Origin of the sequence: Maridesulfovibrio sp. (genome assembly GCF_963677005.1) — a bacterium.
In the GTDB taxonomy this organism is placed as follows: Bacteria; Desulfobacterota; Desulfovibrionia; order Desulfovibrionales; family Desulfovibrionaceae; genus Maridesulfovibrio.
The window spans coordinates 2,854,786-2,875,061 of the sequence record NZ_OY781616.1; the positions used below are offsets into that span (position 1 = coordinate 2,854,786).

Sequence of the window (20,276 nt, forward strand, 5' to 3'; positions counted from 1 at the left end):
CTACTATGGGTAACCATGGAGGAATAGCTCAACCCTGTTCCGAATCGTGAAAGCATTCAGGCTTCAGCTGCTTGCTTTTTGCCATGGTTGCTACCGGAGGGATATGCTTCCAGGCGTGCAAAGGATTCATGGGCCTGCGGTTGCTGAAATCAACCCGGCAGGCGGTGAATGCTCCGAAATACGGGGGATAGATTATCCCGTTCAACTGTTTCCAGGGAGTTCTGTCTTTCCAGCTCCACATCGGTCCGGGCAGTACCGAGCGGATTGCAGCCGGACTGTAGCCGCTGCCGTCCTTGATCATCCTGCGCATTTCAGATGGAGAATACCAGTGTGCCGAACGAAGTGTGCTGGGAGATGCCCATGCCCACATCCTGCCGTGAGTGAAAAAATAGATGGAATGCCTGTTCAGGAACCCCACAAGCAGCCCCCCGGCGGAAACCCTCGCTGCTTCCGAAAGCATTGCCACGGGATCGGAGCAGAATTCCAGAACGGTCCAGAGCAGGGTAAAATCGAATTCATTGTCGTCGAAAGGCAGGCTCTCGCCGTTGCACAGGTGCAGGGAGGCCCGGTTGCCAAGTCTTTTCCGCGCAGCCTCAAGCATTACGGGAGAACGATCAACACCGGTGATATCAAAACCGCACCGATAAAGATGGTCGAGGAAAAGCCCCGTACCGCAGCCGATTTCAAGAAGCTTACGCTTGCGCCGGGGCCATGCGGAAATAAGGCTGTCCATGATCAGGACTTCCTGCTCCAGAGCAAAACCGCCCTCGGGAGTCTTGAACCAGGTATCGAATTTTTCAGCGTCCACGCCGTTCCAGACCATAACTTCCACCTTTGCATATGTTAAATCAGACACGCAGAGCAAAGCCCTATCCTTGTAGATAATCAGCATATGGCGACCGGTCAAACACTAACCGCGTGAAACGGAATGTAACTGTCGACAAAAAACAAGTCCGCCCGGAACATCGGGATGTTCCGGGCGGGCTGCTGGGGTTAACGAGGAGAGGAGGTGTAGTTATCTAACGCGCCGACTGTGGGGTAGACTGTAATGGTCAACGCTTTTAAGGAGTTAATCTCCGTTAAGTTCTTCGTATACCTTTCCGACCAGCTTTTCGCTGGGGGTCAGAGTCTTGTCGCCGGGGGTCCAGCGTGCCGGGCAGGCTTCTGCCGGGTGATCCTTGAGGTAGACATTTGCTTCTACCTTGCGAACGAGTTCTTCGGCATTGCGGCCGACATTGTAGTAGTTGACTTCGGATGACACCAGAACCCCGTCAGGATTCACGATAAAGGTTCCTCTGAGAGCCTGCCCTGTGGTGTGGTCGTAGACACTGAAGAAGTCGGAAACTTCGCCAGTGGGGTCAGCAGCCATCTTGAACTTTACGTCCTTGAGCAACCGCTCGTCGTTCTTCCAGGCGAGATGTACGAACTTGGTATCCGTGGATACGGAAACCACTTCGCAACCGAGTTTCTGCAGTTCGGCATGCTTATTTGCAAGGTCGGCCAGTTCCGTCGGGCAGACAAAGGTGAAGTCTGCGGGGTAGAAGAACAGGACCAGCCACTTTCCGGCTTTCCTGATTTCTTCAAAGCTGACTTCGCAGAAGCCGCAATCTTCAGGGTCGTATGCTTCTACTGTGAAATCGGGAACTTTTTCTCCGATAGCAGCCTGTGTAATAACTTCTTCATAATTTTCACAACTCATTTTTTATCTCCTGTAGGTTTGAAATCTTTATTTCAATTTTCTTAATAGTAATGCTTCTCATTCGTTGATTTGACACTAGGCAAATTTGATTCCCGTGTCAACGATAATCGTAATCTTTCTCGATAATTTTTTAAATATTTAATATTTTAAACTTTATTATAAAGAGAGCATATAAAGAGAATATTGCCTTTGATGTTTTATTTGGTTAATTTGCTTTGATCACAAACATAATGGAGTTCCTGAATGAGCAAAACGCATGGCTTTAAAGAAATATCACGCGAATACGTAGCCGAACTGAACGGCGAGGCCGTTATATATGAACATGAGAAGACCGGCGGAAGAGTTCTGTCGGTAATCAACAATGACGAGAACAAAACGTTCGGAATAAGCTTCCGCACCCCGCCTGCCAACAGCACCGGCCTGCCGCATATTCTTGAACATTCCGTACTTTGCGGATCGGAAAAATACCCGGTCAAGGAACCGTTCGTCGAGCTGCTCAAGTGCTCGCTGCAGACATTCCTGAACGCCATGACCTATCCGGACAAGACCGTATATCCGGTCGCAAGTCCCAATGAACAGGATTTCCGAAACCTTGTGGGGGTATATCTGGACGCGGTCTTCTTCCCGAACCTGACACCCAACACCCTCATGCAGGAAGGCTGGCACTACGTTCCTGAAAAAGACGGTTCCTTAAGCTACAAGGGAGTTGTTTTCAATGAAATGAAAGGGGCGTACTCCTCACCGGACAGTCTGCTCTATGAACACTCGCAGCATTCCCTGTTTCCGGACACCACCTACGGACTTGATTCCGGCGGCGATCCGGAAGTCATCCCGGAACTGACCTTTGAGGAATTTATCGAATTTCACGGCAAATACTATCATCCTTCCAACGCATACGCCTTTTTCTACGGTGACGACGACCCGGAACACCGTCTGGTGATGCTGGAAGAATACTTTTCCCGCTATGATCGGATTGATCCCCATTCCGAAATCAGCATGCAGACTCCTTTCAAGGAACCGGTCTCGGTTGTAAAAAAATACGCCGCTTCCGACGATGATGCCCAGAAAGCCATGTTCACCATGAACTTCGGTATTTCACGCGGACGCGAGGCAATGGCTGATCTTGAATTGAGCGTGCTGGAGGAAATCCTCATCGGTCTCCCCTCCTCGCCTCTGCGCAAGGCCCTCAATGATTCCGGTCTTGGCGAAGATCTCGCCGGGGCGGGGCTTGAAAACGAACTGCGGCAGCTTTATTTTTCTACCGGTCTCAAAGGCATCAAGGCCGAAGACGGACCGAAGGTCGAAGAAATAATCTTCGCAACGCTCCGGGACATTGTGAAAAACGGAGTTGAAAAGGACGACATAGAAGCGGCGCTCAACACCATTGAATTTCAGTTGCGCGAAAACAATACCGGCTCCTACCCCCGCGGACTGTCGGTCATGATCACCGCCATGACTTCCTGGCTCTACGATGGACACCCGCTTGAATACGTCCGCTACGAACAGCCGCTGGCGGAACTGAAAGCACGTCTGGAAAATGGCGAAAACGTTTTCGAGCCGCTGATCAGCGAGATTTTTCTCAACAACAGCTATCGTTCCAGCGTTCTCATGATACCGGACAGCGAAGTCGGCCCGAAACGGGAAGCCGATGAAAAAGCAAGGCTGGACAAGGCTCGCTCAGCCATGGATGAAAGCGAATACCAGTCCGTGCTCAAGAAGGCCGCGGAACTGCAGGCGGAACAGGAAGCCGAGGACTCTCCCGAAGCTCTGGCGACAATCCCCAGACTCACCATTGCCGATATTGAAAAGGAAGGCCGGGAAATCGTCTGCGACCAAAAGGGCGACACCCTCTTTCACGATCTGGACACCAACGGGATCATGTACCTCGATCTGGCCTTTGATTTTTCCGGACTGGAAGACAGGCTTGTCCCTTACCTCCCGATTTTCGGTCGGGCTCTGCTCCAGACTGGAACCAGATCCACCGATTTTGTAACCATGACCAGACGCATGGCCGCCAAGACCGGGGGCATACATCACGCCGCCATCGTGACCCCCATTCACATGACCGATGATACCTGCTCCCGCTTTGTACTGCGGGCAAAGGCCACGACAGAGCGGACTGATGATCTGCTGGAAATCCTCTCGGAACTGCTGCGCGAAGCATCCCTTGATAACCGGGACCGCATCCGCCAGATAGTGCTTGAATCCAAGGCCCGTAAGGAACAATCCCTTGTGCCCTCCGGACACATCATGGCCGCGACCCGCATGAAAGCCCGTTTCAATGAAGCAGGCCTGATCAACGAGCTTATGAACGGCATCTCCGGGCTGGAATTTCTGCGCAAACTGGCAGAACGGGTTGAAAACGATTTCGATTCCGTGGCCGCAGACCTCGAAGCTGTACGGACCGCAATCATCAGCAAGAGCACCCTGCTGTCCAACATCACCATGGATGGGAAATCATTCAAAGATGTTGAAGCTGATATTGCCTCCATGGTCGGACAGCTTCCCGCAGGAAACAGCACCAAAGCACAACGGACTATGCTGAAATTTCCCGCAGCGGAAGGACTGTGCATTCCCGCTCAGGTCAACTATGTTGCCAAGGGAGCCAAAGTATCCGAGTACGGCTATGAATATACGGGAGCGGCCCATGTTGTCAGCCGCTATCTGCGCACCGGTTATCTCTGGGACAAAGTGCGTGTGCAGGGCGGAGCTTACGGCTCCTTCTCCATGCTCGACCGCACTTCCGGCAGCCTGAGCTTTGTCTCATACCGCGACCCGAACCTGACCCGCACCCTCGACACCTATGATGCCGTGGCCGACTATCTGTCCGACCTCAAGCTGAACAGCGATGAGCTGGAAAAAGCAGTGCTCGGCGGCATAGGCGAAATAGACAACTACATGCTGCCGGATGCCAAGGGCTATACCTCCATGGTCCGCCATCTCTGCCGCGAAGACGCAGCCTTCAGGCAGTCCATACGCGAACAGGTGCTGGGATGCAGTGCGCAGGATTTCCGTAATTTTGCCAAAGCCGCCAAAGCCGTGGCCGAACACGGAGATGTAGTTGTGCTCGGAGGCAAAAAAGCCATGCAGGATTCAGGGCTCGCCCTTGAACTGAAGGATGTGCTCTAGCCGGGAGCCAGAACAACAGTAATAAAGAAAAGACCTCTCGCCAACTGCCCGGCGGCATTTGGCGAGAGGTCTTTATTATCTTGAATACAGGCCTGAAAATCCGTCTGATGCCTCAACAGGCTCACCAGATATTTACGGGCATTTTCTTTTCTTCCGAAAAAGTCCGGGCAAAATCATCGAACGCGGTGAGCGCCGCAGCGGCCCCCTGCCCGGTGGCGATTATGATCTGCCGCACTCCGCCGGTGACATCTCCGGCAGCGTAAACCCGTTCGACGCTGGTACGCTGTCCGGCATCAACCTTGATGAAACCGTCTTCACGCAGTTCCACCCCAAGTTTTTGCGCAAGGGATGTGTTGGCGGTATGTCCGATGGCGACAAAGACAACGTCGGTATCAAGCGTTGTTTCACTTCCGTCTTCATTATTCTTCACCCGCACGGACTCAACCTGCTTATCACCGATTATCTCGGTAACCTCGCTATTCCAGATCACCTTGATTCCTTCGCGCTCAACTGAATCCTGCAGCACCTTCTCAGCCCTGAATCTGTCGCGGCGATGGATGATGGTCGTTTCCACTCCAAGATGCTTCAAGTGCAGGGCATCGGTCAGGGCCGTGTTTCCACCGCCGACCACCACAGCCTTACCGCCTCGGTAGAAATTGCCGTCACAGGTGGCGCAGTAGCTTACCCCGTGGCCGTAGAATTTATCTTCACCCGGCACGCCCAGCATGCGCACATTCACACCGGTTGCCAGCAGAATCCCCTTGGCCCGGTAGACCGTGTCATCAGTCGCAATCTCGAAACGCTCTCCCGCCTTGATGTCCCGGACCTCTACGAATTGATTGATCCGGGTATATTCACGGGCATGGGCACCTAAAATTTCCACGAGTTCAAAACCCTGAATGTGCGTGAACCCCGGATAATTCTCCACCTTCGGAGTCAGGGCCACCTGACCACCGACACCCTGCTTTTCAAGAATAACGCAACTAAGGCCGCTGCGCTTCGCATATATTCCGGCACTCATACCGGCGGGTCCTCCGCCGATGATCACCAGATCGACATCTTCGTATTCCTTTTCTTCCTGCTGCTCCGGTTCCTTGCGATTCTCTTCCATAATCTCCTTGAGCGGCTTCATGTACAGAAGCTGGATCATGAACTGGTCTTCCGGCTCCAGCCCCTTGAACGTGGCGGTATCATTTATATCGGTATGCGGAACTGATCCTACGTTATACTGGCGGGCCATATTCTCATTATCGAGAGTTGAAATGCACCAGGCCGAAACCTTATCCGGCCTGCCCACAGCAGCCTTGAAAGCGTTGATGGCCTGGCCGGGGCAATACGGGCAGGACGGGCTGGAAAAAATCTTTACCAGCCTGTTTCCCTTGAGTTTGCCGAGAATTTCCATTGCGCTTTCGGAAATCCCCTCCTCACCCTTGGAAGCAAGGTTCAAGGCCTCGACCAGAGCACGGCCTTCTTCACCGGCAGGAGCACCCAGAAAACGTATATCGTACTTGTCCGGCGCAATGAGGATTGTCGGGGAAGCAATTATTTTGCGCTCACGCCCCTCCTCGCTATCCATCGCAAACTCCCTGAGCTCGATTTTGTCACTCATGACATTCAGGGCCCGACAGAGCTTAAGGGAAAATTCATTATATTCGTTGTGCAACCCTTCTTTGGTATAAATCTCAATGGCGACATTGCGCTTGAAACCGGCGAACATTTTTTCAAGATACTGCCGACTCTCGTCCGGGATGAAATTGCGATACCGATCTTCTGCACTGAGTGAACTCATACGACTGGTCTCCTTGGTCGCCTGCCGCACCGCTTTCGGGAATACAGCGGCTTAAAAACCGTGGCAGGGCTGATTAATCTATATGGTGCTGTTATCAATATGACCTATTTTGCCTGTTCCGGGAAGGGACCCCGGCATAAACGGCAGATGTTTTTCACAGACACCAAGTATTATCAGGAATATTTACTAAAAGAAACACAATTCGTTGTATAAATTGGTGTTTAAAATTCCAAAATAAACTCATCAGTATTTTTGAAGACCACGTTCTCCGGGGATAATCCCAGACCGGCATACAATTCCCTGAGATTTCCCTTATGACCCCAGAATTCTCCGGAATACCTGGCCGGAACGCTGAGACGGGCAGGGCCGGATTTGTATTGCGCGAGCTTTGAGCCGAGAAAAAGATACAAGGCCCTTGAACGGGCCGCCTGTCCAAGGGCGGGATGGAACGGACCGGCCACAATGCTTTCAGCAAGCCCCTCTTCATGCGCAACGCCGATGCGGATAACATGAATTCCGGCCGGCCAGAGCTGCATAAGTCCATGCGCAAGTTCAATCTCCGTCTGCTCCAGGGTCCATGGACGGTATTTCCCCGCCCTGTAGAGACGCTCCAAAACAGTCCCGGCAACGGTCAGACAGGGATAAAGCCTTACCGCGTCCGGACCGAGTTTCACTGTTTGCGCCACATCCCTCTGGAACTCCCCTTCCTGCGATCCCGGAAGCCCCGGAAGCAGTTGGATGACCAGAGACAGCCCCGCAGTTTTAACAGTACGGCAGGCGGCTATAGCAGTTTCGGGGGTATAATTTCTGGCCGAGCGCCTAAGGGTCAGCGCGGAAAAGCTCTGGATGCCCAGTTCGACAATGTCCAGCCCGGCTTCCTTGAGCTTCTCAAGCCGGTTCGCATCAATGCAGTCCGGCCGGGTTGAAAAACGCACCGCAGTGATAAACCCTTCCCGCTTGAATCTCTCGGCCAGTCCGATGAATCTCATCTGCCATTCAAAAGGCAGTGCGGTAAAAGTTCCTCCAAAAAAAGCCAGCTCCATGGGGTCGCGTTCACCGGTCTTGAAAAACTCTGGAATTTCTCTTTCAATATCTTGATATATATCGTTTAAAGAGCGCAGACCGGTACCGGTCTGCCTCTCCTGTGAACAATAGACACACCGGGACGGACATCCTAAAAAAGGCATGAATACCGGCCAGATACGCTTTTTTACATGCTTCGGCTCAGGGTGTTTGAAGGTTGTCTGGCTCATTATGGGATGGCTCATATGCGGAAAAAGACGATAGATTTAAATCTTTATTTAATAAATTAGCTTGATTAAAAAAAAATGGTCGGTTAAATATAACGTTAAAATATCTTTTGCGGTCATCTGTGATCCGTTTAAGAAGAATTGTCATAACATGCAACAAAAGAATTACGACCGAATATACCATGAGTAATCAGGACTGCATATTCTGCAAGATAGTAGCCGGAGAAATACCGTGTTTCAAAATATACGAAACGGACCGGCTGTTGAGCTTTCTGGACATAGGCCCGGTACACAAGGGACATGCTCTTGTAATACCCAAAGAGCATTACCGTGACATATGGGACCTCCCGGCAGATCTCGGCAGTGAAATCATTACTGCAACCAAGATTGCCGGTGATGCCATAGTAAAAGCTACCGGCGCAGACGGGCTTAATCTTATAATGAACAACAATGAAGCTGCCGGGCAACTTGTTTTCCATGCCCACATGCACATGATCCCCCGCTTCAGGGAGGACGGCCTAAGGCACTGGGACCAAAGCAGCTATGAAAGCATGGATGAGGCCCAGGACCTTGCATTAAAGATAGAAAAGATGATAAAGAGATAACTTGTTAATAACGTGTTAACAACTTGCTTCTAACGATAACGCCTTGCCTGCATCACCGTCTGTAGCATCCTGCAGCGGATAACATTAAACCCGCCGCCCCTGACCTCAGGGCCGGGGACAACGGAGGAAAGGAAATGGCTACCGGAAACACCCTTACTAAAGCCAGCGTTGTTGATTACATCTACGAAAAAACCGACCGGAACAGAGCTGAAATCAAAGAGCTGGTGGAATCCATTCTGGACATCATGAAAAAGGCGATCAAAAGCGATCATGCCATGCTGGTCAGTGGTTTCGGCAAATTCGAAGCCTACGACAAGAACGCACGCAAGGGCCGCAATCCCCAGACCAATGAAGCCATTACACTGCCTGCACGCAAGGTTGTGGTCTTCAGGCTCTCCCGCAAATTCAGGTCGGAGCTTAACGGCTAGACTGACGCAAAAGTTTCTGCCCGGCCGGGAAAACCGGCTGAAGTTATCAACAATACGGGCCCGATGCATAACCATTGGGTCCTGTAGTTGGTTTTGCGTACCGTTAATATTTTGCAACCGTAAAAACCAGGGCGGTTCCGCAGGTCATGCGGAACCGCCCTGTTCATTCTACAATGATTTTTACAGCTTCACAAAACCTACTGTCTTTTTACTCGACTGATATTTTTCAGGAAAGGACTTTCCAGCCAGCCAAGACGGTGCAGCAGGGTCTCGGAAGAACAACGGAGCACTCCGAGTCCGTACTTCACGGAACGGCTGAAACTGATTGAAGAAGAATCATCCATGTAGCGGGTCGGGCAGGTCACTTCCCCGATGTCGTATCCGGCATAGATTATCTGACAGAGCATCTGGTTATCAAAAACAAAATCATCACTGTTTGATTCGAAAGGTATGGCCTCCAGCAGTTTTCCGGAAAAAGCCCGGTAGCCGGTGTGGTATTCGGAAAGATGATAGCCGACCATCATGTTCTGAAACATAGTAAGCGCCCGGTTGGCGATATATTTATAACGGGGCATTCCGCCCTTGAGCGCTCCGGTGCCCAGAATACGGGAACCCAGCATGCAGTCGAACACACCATTGGCAATAGGGGAAACCATGGCCGAAATAATCAGCGGAGTGTACTGGTAGTCCGGATGAACCATGACCACAACATCCGCGCCCATTTCAAGAGCGGTTCGGTAGCAGGTCTTCTGGTTGCCGCCGTACCCGGTATTGCAGTCATGCACAACGGTCCGCAGCCCCAATCGTTCGGCCTGAGCCACTGTGTCATCTCGACTGCAATCATCCACAAGTAAAATATCATCAACAACATCAGGCGGGAGTTCATCTATTGTTTTCTTGAGCGTGGATGCCGCATTGTATGCAGGCATGACCATGACAACTTTTTTACCGTTCACCATCTGTTTATATTTCTCCATACCGTTGCAGACGTTAACATGTTTTGCGCGGCAGCCTATTTGCAGAGACAAAAGCCATGAACTCCCGTCACGCACAAGAAAATCAGTATTACTGCGTCCAAAACACGGGGCTCCCACTATTTCAAACGGTCAGTTATCACCAAAGCACCCAGGCAATCAAGCCGGTTGCCTGCCGCCCGGCTTTTTAGTAATCAGTCCCCATCAATTTCGATCAATTACCGGAACCACAGGGGATCAGCGAAAATGCATGAATCTGCTATCAGGAAATATATCCGCAAAATCATAATGGACAAATGCACCGAGGACGAACAGGCCAGACAGGACGCCCTCGGCGAATACATAGCCATGACCATGCCCAACATCGATGAAGGCGCGGTCAGAAACATCAAATCCATGATTCCGCCCATTTCCGAGCTCTATGAGAAATGGACCGAAATGTTTATAGACAGACTCCTTGAAACCGTTCCCGGCAACCAGATCGACGAACTCTGCAGCGGCACCGCGGAAAACGATTCCGCACTGGTGCTCGTTTACATCATGTTCATGGAATCGGAACGCATGGAAAAGCAGATAGAACAGGACATCGCCGCCTACGCTCCGACCCAGAACGATGAAGCAGGCAACATCGCCAGCGATTACATCCGCTCCAAGCTCACGATAATCGCCGAACAGCAGAAAGCAAAAAACTCTACACTCCAATAAGCGGGACAGGAAAATACGGATGTTCAGTAAAGCCATTGTCAGAACGCCTTCACGCAGTATGGGCCGGGGAATAACCGAGGCAGGACTCGGCTGTCCTAATATGGACATGGCCCTTGCCCAGCATAAAAACTACACGAACTACCTTAAAAATGCGGGAATCCATGTAACCGAGCTTGCGCCGGTAGAGGAATACCCGGATTCGGTTTTCGTGGAGGACACTGCGGTCATGATCCCCTTCAGCGGTGGAACAGCGGTATTTCTGACCTGTCCGGGAGCCGCCCCCAGACGCGGAGAAGTGGAAGCCATCAGCGCGGCAGTCAGTGCATACACAGAGGAAACAATCCGTATGGAAGGTGACGGTCTGATGGAAGGCGGAGATGTGCTGCTCATGGGACGGACGTTTTATGTGGGCATAGACACCAGAACCAACCGCTCCGGTTATGAGCAGTTTGCCAGCGCCGCAAAACGGTTCGGGCTCACGGCCGTACCAGTACCCTTTGACCGGGGAATGCCGCACCTGAAAACGGAACTTTCCGCCCTTGATGCCGAGACACTGATTATGAGTCGACGTTTTGCAGAAAGGGAAGAATTCGCCGGCTTCAGGAAAATAATTATTCCAGAAGGGGAATCATACTCGGCCAACTGCCTTTATCTGGGCGAAAAACTGCTTGCCCCGGCCGGTTTTCCAGCCACAGCGGAAATGCTTGATAAGAACGGATTCACCCCGGACTTCATCGAGATGTCCGAATTCCGCAAAATGGACGGAGGACTCACCTGCCTGTCCCTGCGCTGGTAACAAGAAAGCCTTAGGCAGCCAGAGGCGAACTCCGTTTATAAAAAACGCGAAGCGCATCAAAAGGCTCATTGAAAAATTCAGAAATACGGACAATTCCGGCACATCAGGAATGGGTTTCCATCCAGCGGCAGAGTACGGCCAGCAGCCAGAGACGATGCCCGTCCCGACGAATCCTGCGCGGATTTCCAGAAATCATTTTCTTCACATAGCCGCGTTCAAGATAATTCCACAGCGGATGGTTCCCATCGGTTACGGCCTTTTCCACTCTCTGCCGGAATATTGTCCCGGCCCAATCTCCTACCGGCACGGAAAAACCTGTTTTGGGCCGGTAGATTATTTCGCGGGGCAGGTATTTTGCGGCCAGCTTCTTGAGCAGATATTTCGTTTCGCCGTTTCTGATCTTTAGTTCCGGTGGCAGGGTTGCCGCGAATTCGAAAAGCCGGTGATCCATCAATGGCGAACGGGTCTCAAGAGAATTGTGCATCCCGGCGATGTCCATTTTCACCAGCAGGTCGCAGGCAAAGTAATGCCTGTAGTCGATATTCTGCAGCCTGCACATGAGCGGACCTGAAAGAGGAAGTTCGGAAATAAGCCTTTGCTCATACTCGCAGCGGTTATCAAGAACCTGCCCGAACATTTCCGGCCTATAGAGTCCCTTGCGGTACTGCGAGGAAAAAAAGTGATTGAAGCGGACCACCTTCATGTACGGAGAAAGCGCGGAACAGCTTCGGTCCGCGAATTTCAGCATGGCCGGGCCTGAACAGAGCCTGTTTGCAACTCCTTCCAGAAAACAACCGGCGCGGTATCCGGCTGCGGCCAGCGGTGTCATCATCCGGCGCAGTTTCTTGGGATTGTACTTGCCGTACCCCCCCATCAGTTCATCACCGCCGTCTCCGTTCAGGGCAACCTTGACTTCGGAAGCCGCGTGGGCGCAGACGAACAGGCTGGGCAGAGCCGAATTGTCCCCGTACGGTTCTCCGTAGGCATTGACCATGCTGTCGAAAAGTCCGCAGGCGGTGGTTTCATCAAGTGAGGCAGGTTTGTGGATTGAATTGCAGGTGTCCGCAGCCTTCTGTGCGTACTCCAGTTCACTCTTGCCGTAATCGAAACCAACGGAAAAAGTCTTCAGCCGCATGCCGGATTCCCTTGCGGCCACAGCTGCCACAAGGCTGGAATCCACCCCGCCGCTGAGCAGCACGCCGACCTCCACATCGGAACGCATGCGCAGCCGCACGGATTCACGGACCATCTCTTCAAGCTGCTCCAGCGCGGCGTCTTCACTTATGGAATAATCCGGTTCGAAATCTATTGCCCAATATCGTTTCAGCTCCATACGGCCATCTTTGAAACGGGCGTAATGGGCCGGGGGCAGCTTTTCACAGCCCTCGTAAATGGTGAAAGGATAAGGGATGAACTGGTAGGCCAGAAAAAGGTCCATGGCCCGGATGCTTATTTCCGGTCGTTGCGGCAGCAGTCCGAGCAGAGCATCCAATTCGGAAGCAAAGCTGAGCGTCCCGTTTCCGCAATGAAATACAATGGGCTTTTTGCCCATCCTGTCCCTTGCAAGGAAGAGTTCCTTTTCCCTGACATCCCAGACCGCAAAAGCGAACATTCCCCGCAGGTGGTTGAGGCATTCCGGCCCCATGGATTCCCACATTTCCAGAAGCACTTCCGTATCCGAGGTGGTCCTGAAATCGAAATCAGCGAGGAATTCCCTTTGCAGTTCGCGGTAGTTGTATATTTCACCGTTGAAAACAATAACATGCCGTCCGCTGCGGCTGATCATGGGCTGGGAGGACCTGTGGTCCAGATCGATAATGGAAAGCCGGGTATGGCCCAGATGACAGAAATTGCCGTCGCGCCACTCGCCCTGACCGTCCGGCCCACGGTGACGAAGGCTGGAGAGATCGAAATTTGTATCAAAGGCGGAATTTACCGCGCCGATTATTCCGCACATGCTTGCACGCCGCCCTTGGCCTGGTCGAAACGTTTGAAATCGTCAGAACCGTTTTTGCCGTTCTTGATCAATGCGCCGTAGAAATCCACGAGTCTGCGCACGTAATTATCCATTGAATATTCCGGGGCAATCTCCAACGCCTTGTGCGACAAGCGGTCACGAAGACCGTCATCCTCTATCAGGCGTGAAATCTGTTCCGCAATGTGCTCCGGCTCCCTACGGCAGACCAGTGAAGCCTCGGCCGCAATTTCAAGGGAGGGCACAAACCGGGACACCACAGCAGGAACACCGCAGAAAAGGGCCTCGATGTGAGTTATGGGCAGCCCTTCGTAATCCGAGGGCATGACCAGAATGTCCGTTGAGCGCATGAAGCGCGGCACATCGCTGCGGTAGCCGGGAAAAACAACCCGCTTTTCCAGCTCAAGGGACCGGACCAGTTCCCTGAGACTGTCCATCTCCCCGCCGTCACCCAGCAGGACAAGTGAAGCCTGCGGATATCTTGCGGCAATCAGGGCAAACGCTTTTATGAGGAGGTCAAAATTTTTCTGCGGAACAAAACGGCCGATGCCGGAAATGATAAAATCCCCGGCCCCGTATTCGGCCTTGAGGTCTACGCCGCCAACCCGCAGTTTTTCCGGGTCCGCGGCATTGTAAAAAACAAGGGACGGCTTGCCGCAGACGTTATGATCCAAAGCCACGCACTCCCTTTCGGCCTGAGCGGATACCGACAGAAACACATCTGTGAAACGGCAGAGAAATTTATTGGCAAACCGGCGGTACTTCTTGGTCTGGCGCTTGATGTTCCTGATGTGGGTAACCACGGGAATACCCAAGCCCACGGCAGCTATCCGGCCGAAATAATCTCCGGAAAAATGCAGGGTATGGATAACATCCGGGGCCTCGTCCACAAGCACTTTCCTGAGCTTTAAGGCCGTGCCGAACTTGAATGTTTTCAGGCCCTTTTTCGAGTCGCAGACATCTATCACCCGAATTCCCTTCTGGACGTACTCCGGCCCCTTTATGCCGGTGCCGGAAACATTGACGACCACGGCCTCAACGTCTTCACGATCCCTGAAACGCAGGGTAAGGTCGAGAAGCCAGTTCTCCACCCCGCCGAAAGGCAGTCCGCCGATCACATAAGCTATTTTCATCTATACTAAATTCCGTCCTTCTCACAGCAGCACAATTCTCAACATGCGCCTACGCATGCCGATTCACCCTAGATTAAATCATGGTTTACAGCAACTTCTCACTTAAGGGCAAAATTAGTCCATGCTGAAACATTCCGGATAAAACTGCCGGTCGTCACGCCTCTTGCTCACCTGAGCACATCCGTGTTTAAATGCCTCTCATTTTGCCGCACGGTCCGCCACGGCTTTAACGATCAGGCAGAGAAACAATAATGAAAAACGACCCCAGATCATACTTTCCAAGAGGGCTTACGCAGCCGAGCACAGGCTTCCGCTTTTCAACGGACTCCCTGCTGCTGGCCTGTTTCGCCTCCGTCCCCCCGCAGGGCAGGATTCTTGATCTCGGAACCGGCTGCGGAGTCATTCCTCTCGGTGTTCTGCTGCGCCATCCGGAAAACAGGCTTGCGGCAACCGGAATAGACGTCAACCCGGAGATGATTGCTGCCGCTCAGGCAAATACGGCACTCCTTGATTTTTCGGCCGAACTGGAAATACTGGCCGTGGATGTGCGTACCCCGGATTTCGCACCGGCCGAAAGTTATGATCTGGTTCTTTCAAATCCCCCGTACCGCAATGAAAACGTCGGCAGAGCATGCCCTGACAAATCAAAGAACAAGGCCAGATTCGAAGTGGACTGCGACCTTGATGCCTTCACCGCTACGGCTGCGCGCATGATCCGTAACCGGGGACGGGTGGCTTTTGTTTTTCTTGCCGAACGGGTGACCGAACTGCTTGATTCGTTCACACGACACAGGCTGGAACCCAAACGTATAAAGTTCATCCACGGCAGGGTGGGTGCTCCTGCAAAGGTTGTTATGGTCGAGGCGGTAAAAAACGGAAAACCCGGTCTGATTGTGGAACCGCCGGTAATCCTCTACGGTGATGGTCAAGAACTTTTGGCTTCGGCAGTGAAATACTGCCCGTTTATCGCCAAATCGGCCGTTGGTTAGTCTGTCGGAGACAAAGTCAAATTATCAAAAAAGCGAAACGCATCAAAACAGCATCCGCGTCATAAAATGATAAAAAAAATTATCCTGAAAGATTTCCTCGCCCACGGCGAAACCGAGATTGAACTCGGCGAGGGCATGACCGTGCTGACCGGCCTCAACAACAGCGGTAAATCATCCGTTGTCGAGGCCCTGCGTTGTATTGCCACCAATCCCCTGCCCCGGCATTTCATCCGCCACGGAGCATCCAGGGCCCGCGTGGAACTGGAAATGGACGACGGTGTACGGGTTGCATGGATTCGCAAAAAAGCCACTGCATGGTACGAGGTTATGAAGCCAGGTCAGGAGGAACCCGAAGTATACGCCAAATTCGGGCGCAAACCGCCGGAGGACGTGCTCAACCTGCTGCGGCTGAATCATGTCCCGCTGGAAAACGGAAACTCCCTTGATGTTCACATAGGCAACCAGCGGAATCCTATTTTCCTGCTCGATCAACCCCCTTCCGTGGCCGCGCAGTTTTTCGCTTCATCCTCCGAGGCATCGCACCTGCTGGCCATGCAGACGGAACTCAAAAACAGAGTGCGCAACGCCAAAAGGGACCAGAGCTATCAACAGAAAAAAATGGAATCGATACGCGCAGAACTGGACCGGATGCAGGAATTGCCGGATGTCTGCCTTGAACTTGAATCCGCCCGCGAACTGAAAACACGCACCGAAACAATCGAAAAGGAAATTCCGGCCATTGAAGCACTACTGCAGCGCAAAAATGAACTGGAAACAAATAAAAGAAAGCTGGCAGAGCGAGAAAAGAGTCTGAACGGACTGCTCCCTGCCCCGGAACTGTTTCCTTCCGCACAGCTTGAAAATACAGTTGCGCGCATGAACGGATTGAGCAGCACGCGCTCGGCTCTGGAAAGGAAATCCACCGCGCTGGAAGGACTGAGACTCCCGCCGGATCTGTTTCCCGCCGCGCAACTAGCAGAGAGCCTTGCCCGGCAGCACCGACTGCGCAATGCCGGGTCAATTCAATCCGCCCGCCGGGATGTGCTGAAACAACTCTCACCTCCCCCGGAACCGGAGGATCTTTCCGCAATCTCCGCAACCATCTCCAACATTTCCCGCAACCGTGTTTTCAGGGACCGGATAGCCGGTCGCAGTCAGATTCTTGGAACTCTTGCGGCCCCGCCGGAACTGTTCGATATCTCGCAGCTCGGCCAGTTGCTGGACCGCATATCCTCCCTTTCGCAGGAGATGACCAACACCAGAAAGAGGATTGCGGACCTCAAACAGGCGGAAGAACGCATGAAGGAACGCATCAGCGCACGGCTGACCGAAATCGGCAACTGCCCCCTGTGCGGCGGTGAACTTGATGCGGATAAACTGATCGGGGAGGACGGACATGGAGCTTGAGAAAGTACACGGCCGGGGACTCTTTCTCATCGGCGACCCGCACATTGCCTCCACCGCTCCGGGCCAGCGAATCGGGGACTTCGCCCAGAACGTACTGGACAAGCTTGAAGCATGCTTCAGACAGGCTAAAGAACTGGACACCGTCCCGCTCATTCTCGGTGACCTTTTCCATTGGCCGAGGGACAACGGCAACTCCCTTCTGGTGGACATGATCGCCCTGTTCGGGGCTTACAGGCCATTCGTTCTGGTCGGCAATCACGACAAGTATCAGGCAAGGTTCACCCGCGATGTTTCGCTTGCTGTCCTTGAAGCAGCCGGAGTAATCCGCCTGATGAGTGAATACGGACCGGCCTTTGAGCTTGAAACACCGCAGGGTACGGTGCTTGTCGGAGCATCCCCGGACGGCACCCCGCTACCGGCAAAATTCGATCGCAGCGACGGCCGCTACCTGAAAGTGATCTGGACCGCCCATCACAACATATCCTTTCCCGAGTGTGCCAAGCAGCATTACGACATCAAGGAAAAAACCGGCATAGACTGGATAATAAACGGCCACATTCACAGACCGAGGGAGACCGTCACAGCAGGTATGACCTCCTGGGCAAACCCCGGAAACATCACCAGACTTGTTTTTTCGCGCATGGCTCTGGAACGCAGACCGCAGGCAGCCATATGGACCCCGGACTGCACTGATCTTGAAAAATGGGAAGTACCCCACCGCGATTTTTACGAAGTATTTCCGGATCAGGAATTTCCGCCTGAACCGGAGGACATGGAGAAAGCCGAATCCCGCTTTCTGCAGGGACTTGAAAGGCTTGCCTGGCAGCGCACACACGAAGGAGCCGGGCTCAGACAGTTTCTTGAGGACAATATAGACCCGCAAACCCCGGAAAGCGGGTTGATATGGGAATTGTATACGGAGGTTACAGATGGCAACGGGTAACACAATGAACACGGCGGACGGCAACGGTCTGGAACGGGAGCTTGCCCAGCTCAGACGGCAGTATGAAATGCTGCGGGAGGACAAGGTCCGCACCGAACAGAATCTGGACAACATAAGCCGCCAGCTCGCCGACCTTGAAGAGCAGGCCAGACTTCAGTACCAGACCGCCGACCCGCAGGAACTGGCAAACCTGCTGGAGGAAAAACGCGCCGAGAACTCCCGTCTGGTAGCCGAATACCGGGCGCACATAAATTCGATCATGGATGGGCTGCAGAAGCTTGAACAGGACGGCAGGGATTGATGAGCCATGACGATTGACATGGACATGGAACTGCCGACTCTTGAATCTCTGGAAAGAAGAGCCGGAACTATTTCCGCCCGCGCCGCCACACGCATGGACGACTGGCAGACCCTGCGCGAAGAAGCCCGCAGGACGGAAGACTTCCTGCAATTGGCACCTCTGGCAGCGGAAAGGCTTGAGGAGTTGTCCACGGCTCTTTTCGGGGAACTGCTGCGCGAACTGGAAACCAACCTCACCCACGCCATCCGGGAAATTCTGGGGCAGGATCGCGAAGTGCGGGCCGTGCCCTCCATCAGGGACAAAAAACTTCAGGTGGATTTCCAGATTCTGAATCAGGGCGGCGAGGAAGACATCATGGTCGGACAGGGCGGTTCGGTCTGCAACATCCTTTCCGTGGGGCTACGGCTTATCGCGCTTTCTCGGCTGAATCCTGAGGAGCACAGGCCCTTTCTGGTTCTGGACGAGCAGGACTGCTGGCTGCGCCCCGGTCTCGTTCCCCGTTTCATGGACCTGATCGGAACCATTGCCCGCAAACTCGATTTTCAGGTGCTGGTCATCAGTCACCACCCGCTTGAACTTTTCGCTGAAAGCGCGGACAGGATTCTCGCCCTTGAGCCGGACCGGGAAAACGGAGTGAAAATAAAAATCGTCAAGGAAAGTCGGGACGAAACAGCTTAATCCTGCGGATAACCGGGCCTGCTCCGATTCTTTTTGATATCGGAACGTTTTTTCTTGCCATCTAGCCGTTTGCGCTTTGAGGAAAAAGGAACCGCCGTCTGCCTGCGTTTCCTGACCGGCCGCAGTGCTTCGGCAATTATCCTGCGGAAACGGTCCAGCACTTCCTCCCGGTTTCGGAACTGGCTGCGGTGCGTATCGCAGGAAATGAGCAATTGGCCCCTAGAGTTTATCCTGTTCCCCAGACGGGAACGGAGGATCTCCTTCTGGGAATCCGTAAGAGCCTGTGAATCCTCAAGTTCAAAGACAAGCGTAACGCGCGAAGAGGTAGTGTTCACGTGCTGGCCGCCGGGTCCGGAGCTTCTGCTGGTGATGAAATTTATTTCATTTTCGGGTATGGACAATGCGGAAGTGATAATTATCATAGCTATCGGCCGGATGCTTCTGTTTTTTTGTATACAAGGTCTCAATTAACCTCGCTTAATTCGATGCATTCTGATCTGCATCGTTATTACAATTTTTTCAAGGAGAATTTATCATGAAAATCGCCCTTCCCTCAAGAAACGGACTTATCGATGAACATTTCGGACATTGTGAAGCCTTCACCATCTTTACTCTGGACGACTCCAAAAACATTGTCGAAGAAGAAAAACTCACCCCCCCTCCGGGCTGCGGATGCAAATCCAACATCGTACCTGTTCTGGCAGAAAAGGGCATCAAGCTCCTGCTGGCCGGAAACATGGGTCAGGGAGCAGTAAACCTTCTTGAAAAAAGCGGCATCCAGGTTATCCGCGGTTGCAGCGGCGAGCTCAAGGAAGTTGTCGCCCAGTGGAGTGCCGGTAATGTAACCGACTCCGAAATCGTCTGCGCCGATCACGAATCCTGCGGCGACCACTAAGGAGACCAGTACACATGACAGAATGTCCCTGCGGTTCCGGCAAGGCTTACGAAAGCTGCTGCGAACCTTACATCACAGGCAAAGAACCCGCCCCGACCGCAGAAGCGCTGATGCGCTCCCGCTACTCGGCTTTCGTGGTAAATCGCATCGACTACCTCGGCGAGACTCTGGCTCCGGAAAGCAAGGATGATTACGATGAGGCTCAGGTAAAAAACTGGGCGGAAACATCCACATGGCTCGGCCTGACCATTGTTTCAACTTCCAAGGGAACCCCCGAAGATGAAAAAGGCGAAGTTGAGTTCATAGCCAAATTCAAGCAGAAAGGCGCTGTTCATACCCACCACGAAGCCAGCGTTTTCGAAAAGCGTGAAGGCAGATGGCTCTACGTGGACGGTGAAATCGTACCCCAGCAGCCCATCAGAAAAGAAAAGAAGGTCGGCCGCAACGATCCCTGCCCCTGCGGCAGCGGCAAAAAATACAAGAAGTGCTGCGGCTGATCCTGATCAATTACAGGATGTTCAAAACCCCCGTCAGGAATTCCCGGCGGGGGTTTTATTTTTTATATCGGATGAATAAACGC

Annotated in this window: 20 protein-coding genes; 12 read left to right on the plus strand and 8 right to left on the minus strand. The window is 52.8% G+C overall.

The features are described 5' to 3' along the window. Positions 1 to 28: 28 nt before the first annotated feature. Together ACKU4E_RS12640 and ACKU4E_RS12645 are read right to left on the minus strand one after the other, a co-directional pair. Positions 29 to 856, minus strand: a complete 828-nt coding sequence (locus ACKU4E_RS12640) for a methyltransferase domain-containing protein (RefSeq protein WP_320171434.1) — start codon at positions 854 to 856, stop codon at positions 29 to 31. A gap of 213 nt (positions 857 to 1,069) precedes the next feature. Further along, complete coding sequence (locus ACKU4E_RS12645) at positions 1,070 to 1,699, minus strand: redoxin domain-containing protein (protein WP_320171435.1); 630 nt, start codon at positions 1,697 to 1,699, stop codon at positions 1,070 to 1,072. A gap of 243 nt (positions 1,700 to 1,942) precedes the next feature. Here ACKU4E_RS12645 and ACKU4E_RS12650 point away from each other — a divergent pair, with 243 nt between their 5' ends. Continuing rightward, on the plus strand, positions 1,943 to 4,828 hold the full coding sequence (locus tag ACKU4E_RS12650; protein WP_320171436.1) for an insulinase family protein: 2,886 nt from the start codon (positions 1,943 to 1,945) through the stop codon (positions 4,826 to 4,828). Positions 4,829 to 4,949: 121 nt separating this feature from the next. On the opposite strand, the gene ACKU4E_RS12655 is transcribed toward ACKU4E_RS12650, so the two are convergent. Both ACKU4E_RS12655 and ACKU4E_RS12660 read right to left on the minus strand, forming a co-directional pair. Then, complete coding sequence (locus ACKU4E_RS12655) at positions 4,950 to 6,617, minus strand: FAD-dependent oxidoreductase (protein ID WP_320171437.1); 1,668 nt, start codon at positions 6,615 to 6,617, stop codon at positions 4,950 to 4,952. A 221-nt stretch (positions 6,618 to 6,838) separates the two neighbouring features. Beyond that, positions 6,839 to 7,870, minus strand: coding sequence for a radical SAM protein (locus tag ACKU4E_RS12660; protein ID WP_320171438.1), 1,032 nt, complete (start codon positions 7,868 to 7,870; stop codon positions 6,839 to 6,841). A gap of 179 nt (positions 7,871 to 8,049) precedes the next feature. Here ACKU4E_RS12660 and ACKU4E_RS12665 point away from each other — a divergent pair, with 179 nt between their 5' ends. Both ACKU4E_RS12665 and ACKU4E_RS12670 read left to right on the plus strand, forming a co-directional pair. Next, positions 8,050 to 8,472 (plus strand): HIT family protein, encoded by a 423-nt coding sequence (locus tag ACKU4E_RS12665; RefSeq protein ID WP_320171439.1) that lies wholly within the window; start codon positions 8,050 to 8,052, stop codon positions 8,470 to 8,472. A gap of 134 nt (positions 8,473 to 8,606) precedes the next feature. Further along, a complete protein-coding gene (locus tag ACKU4E_RS12670; protein WP_320171440.1) occupies positions 8,607 to 8,900 on the plus strand; it encodes an integration host factor subunit alpha in 294 nt (97 codons plus the stop codon). A 197-nt stretch (positions 8,901 to 9,097) separates the two neighbouring features. Here the strand turns inward: ACKU4E_RS12670 and ACKU4E_RS12675 are convergent, their stop codons facing one another. Then, positions 9,098 to 9,928, minus strand: coding sequence for a glycosyltransferase family 2 protein (locus ACKU4E_RS12675; RefSeq protein WP_320171441.1), 831 nt, complete (start codon positions 9,926 to 9,928; stop codon positions 9,098 to 9,100). Between the two features lie 192 nt (positions 9,929 to 10,120). Between ACKU4E_RS12675 and ACKU4E_RS12680 the strand changes: the two genes are divergently transcribed. Further along, positions 10,121 to 10,579 carry a hypothetical protein gene (locus tag ACKU4E_RS12680; RefSeq protein WP_320171442.1) on the plus strand — a complete coding sequence of 153 codons (459 nt, stop codon included), beginning with the start codon at positions 10,121 to 10,123 and terminating at the stop codon, positions 10,577 to 10,579. Positions 10,580 to 10,598: 19 nt separating this feature from the next. Beyond that, positions 10,599 to 11,375: an arginine deiminase family protein gene (locus tag ACKU4E_RS12685; protein ID WP_320171443.1), complete on the plus strand. Its 777-nt coding sequence runs from the start codon at positions 10,599 to 10,601 to the stop codon at positions 11,373 to 11,375. Positions 11,376 to 11,478: 103 nt separating this feature from the next. On the opposite strand, the gene asnB is transcribed toward ACKU4E_RS12685, so the two are convergent. Beyond that, positions 11,479 to 13,332 (minus strand): asparagine synthase (glutamine-hydrolyzing), encoded by a 1,854-nt coding sequence (asnB, locus tag ACKU4E_RS12690; protein WP_320171444.1) that lies wholly within the window; start codon positions 13,330 to 13,332, stop codon positions 11,479 to 11,481. Then, the gene (locus ACKU4E_RS12695; protein ID WP_320171445.1) at positions 13,320 to 14,483 is read right to left on the minus strand and encodes a glycosyltransferase; all 1,164 of its coding nucleotides are present in this window, start codon (positions 14,481 to 14,483) and stop codon (positions 13,320 to 13,322) included. Before ACKU4E_RS12695 ends, asnB begins: the two co-directional genes overlap by 13 nt. A gap of 251 nt (positions 14,484 to 14,734) precedes the next feature. Between ACKU4E_RS12695 and ACKU4E_RS12700 the strand changes: the two genes are divergently transcribed. From ACKU4E_RS12700 to ACKU4E_RS12720, 5 genes are all read left to right on the plus strand, one after another. Then, on the plus strand, positions 14,735 to 15,472 hold the full coding sequence (locus ACKU4E_RS12700; protein ID WP_320171446.1) for a methyltransferase: 738 nt from the start codon (positions 14,735 to 14,737) through the stop codon (positions 15,470 to 15,472). Between the two features lie 66 nt (positions 15,473 to 15,538). Next, positions 15,539 to 16,879, plus strand: a complete 1,341-nt coding sequence (locus ACKU4E_RS12705) for an AAA family ATPase (RefSeq protein ID WP_320171447.1) — start codon at positions 15,539 to 15,541, stop codon at positions 16,877 to 16,879. Next, entirely contained in the window at positions 16,869 to 17,822 is a 954-nt protein-coding gene (locus ACKU4E_RS12710) for a metallophosphoesterase (RefSeq protein ID WP_320171448.1), read from the plus strand. The genes ACKU4E_RS12705 and ACKU4E_RS12710 overlap by 11 nt, the downstream gene beginning before the upstream one ends. Next, positions 17,809 to 18,123: a hypothetical protein gene (locus ACKU4E_RS12715; RefSeq protein ID WP_320171449.1), complete on the plus strand. Its 315-nt coding sequence runs from the start codon at positions 17,809 to 17,811 to the stop codon at positions 18,121 to 18,123. Before ACKU4E_RS12710 ends, ACKU4E_RS12715 begins: the two co-directional genes overlap by 14 nt. Positions 18,124 to 18,129: 6 nt before the next feature. After that, positions 18,130 to 18,801: a hypothetical protein gene (locus ACKU4E_RS12720; protein WP_320171450.1), complete on the plus strand. Its 672-nt coding sequence runs from the start codon at positions 18,130 to 18,132 to the stop codon at positions 18,799 to 18,801. Here ACKU4E_RS12720 and arfB read toward each other — a convergent pair. After that, positions 18,798 to 19,223, minus strand: coding sequence for an alternative ribosome rescue aminoacyl-tRNA hydrolase ArfB (gene arfB / locus ACKU4E_RS12725; RefSeq protein ID WP_320171451.1), 426 nt, complete (start codon positions 19,221 to 19,223; stop codon positions 18,798 to 18,800). The genes ACKU4E_RS12720 and arfB overlap by 4 nt on opposite strands. A gap of 113 nt (positions 19,224 to 19,336) precedes the next feature. On the opposite strand from arfB, the gene ACKU4E_RS12730 reads away from it, so the two are divergent. Together ACKU4E_RS12730 and ACKU4E_RS12735 are read left to right on the plus strand one after the other, a co-directional pair. Next, positions 19,337 to 19,696, plus strand: coding sequence for a NifB/NifX family molybdenum-iron cluster-binding protein (locus ACKU4E_RS12730; RefSeq protein ID WP_320171452.1), 360 nt, complete (start codon positions 19,337 to 19,339; stop codon positions 19,694 to 19,696). Between the two features lie 14 nt (positions 19,697 to 19,710). After that, complete coding sequence (locus ACKU4E_RS12735; protein ID WP_320171453.1) at positions 19,711 to 20,193, plus strand: YchJ family protein; 483 nt, start codon at positions 19,711 to 19,713, stop codon at positions 20,191 to 20,193. The last annotated feature ends 83 nt before the right edge of the window (positions 20,194 to 20,276 follow it).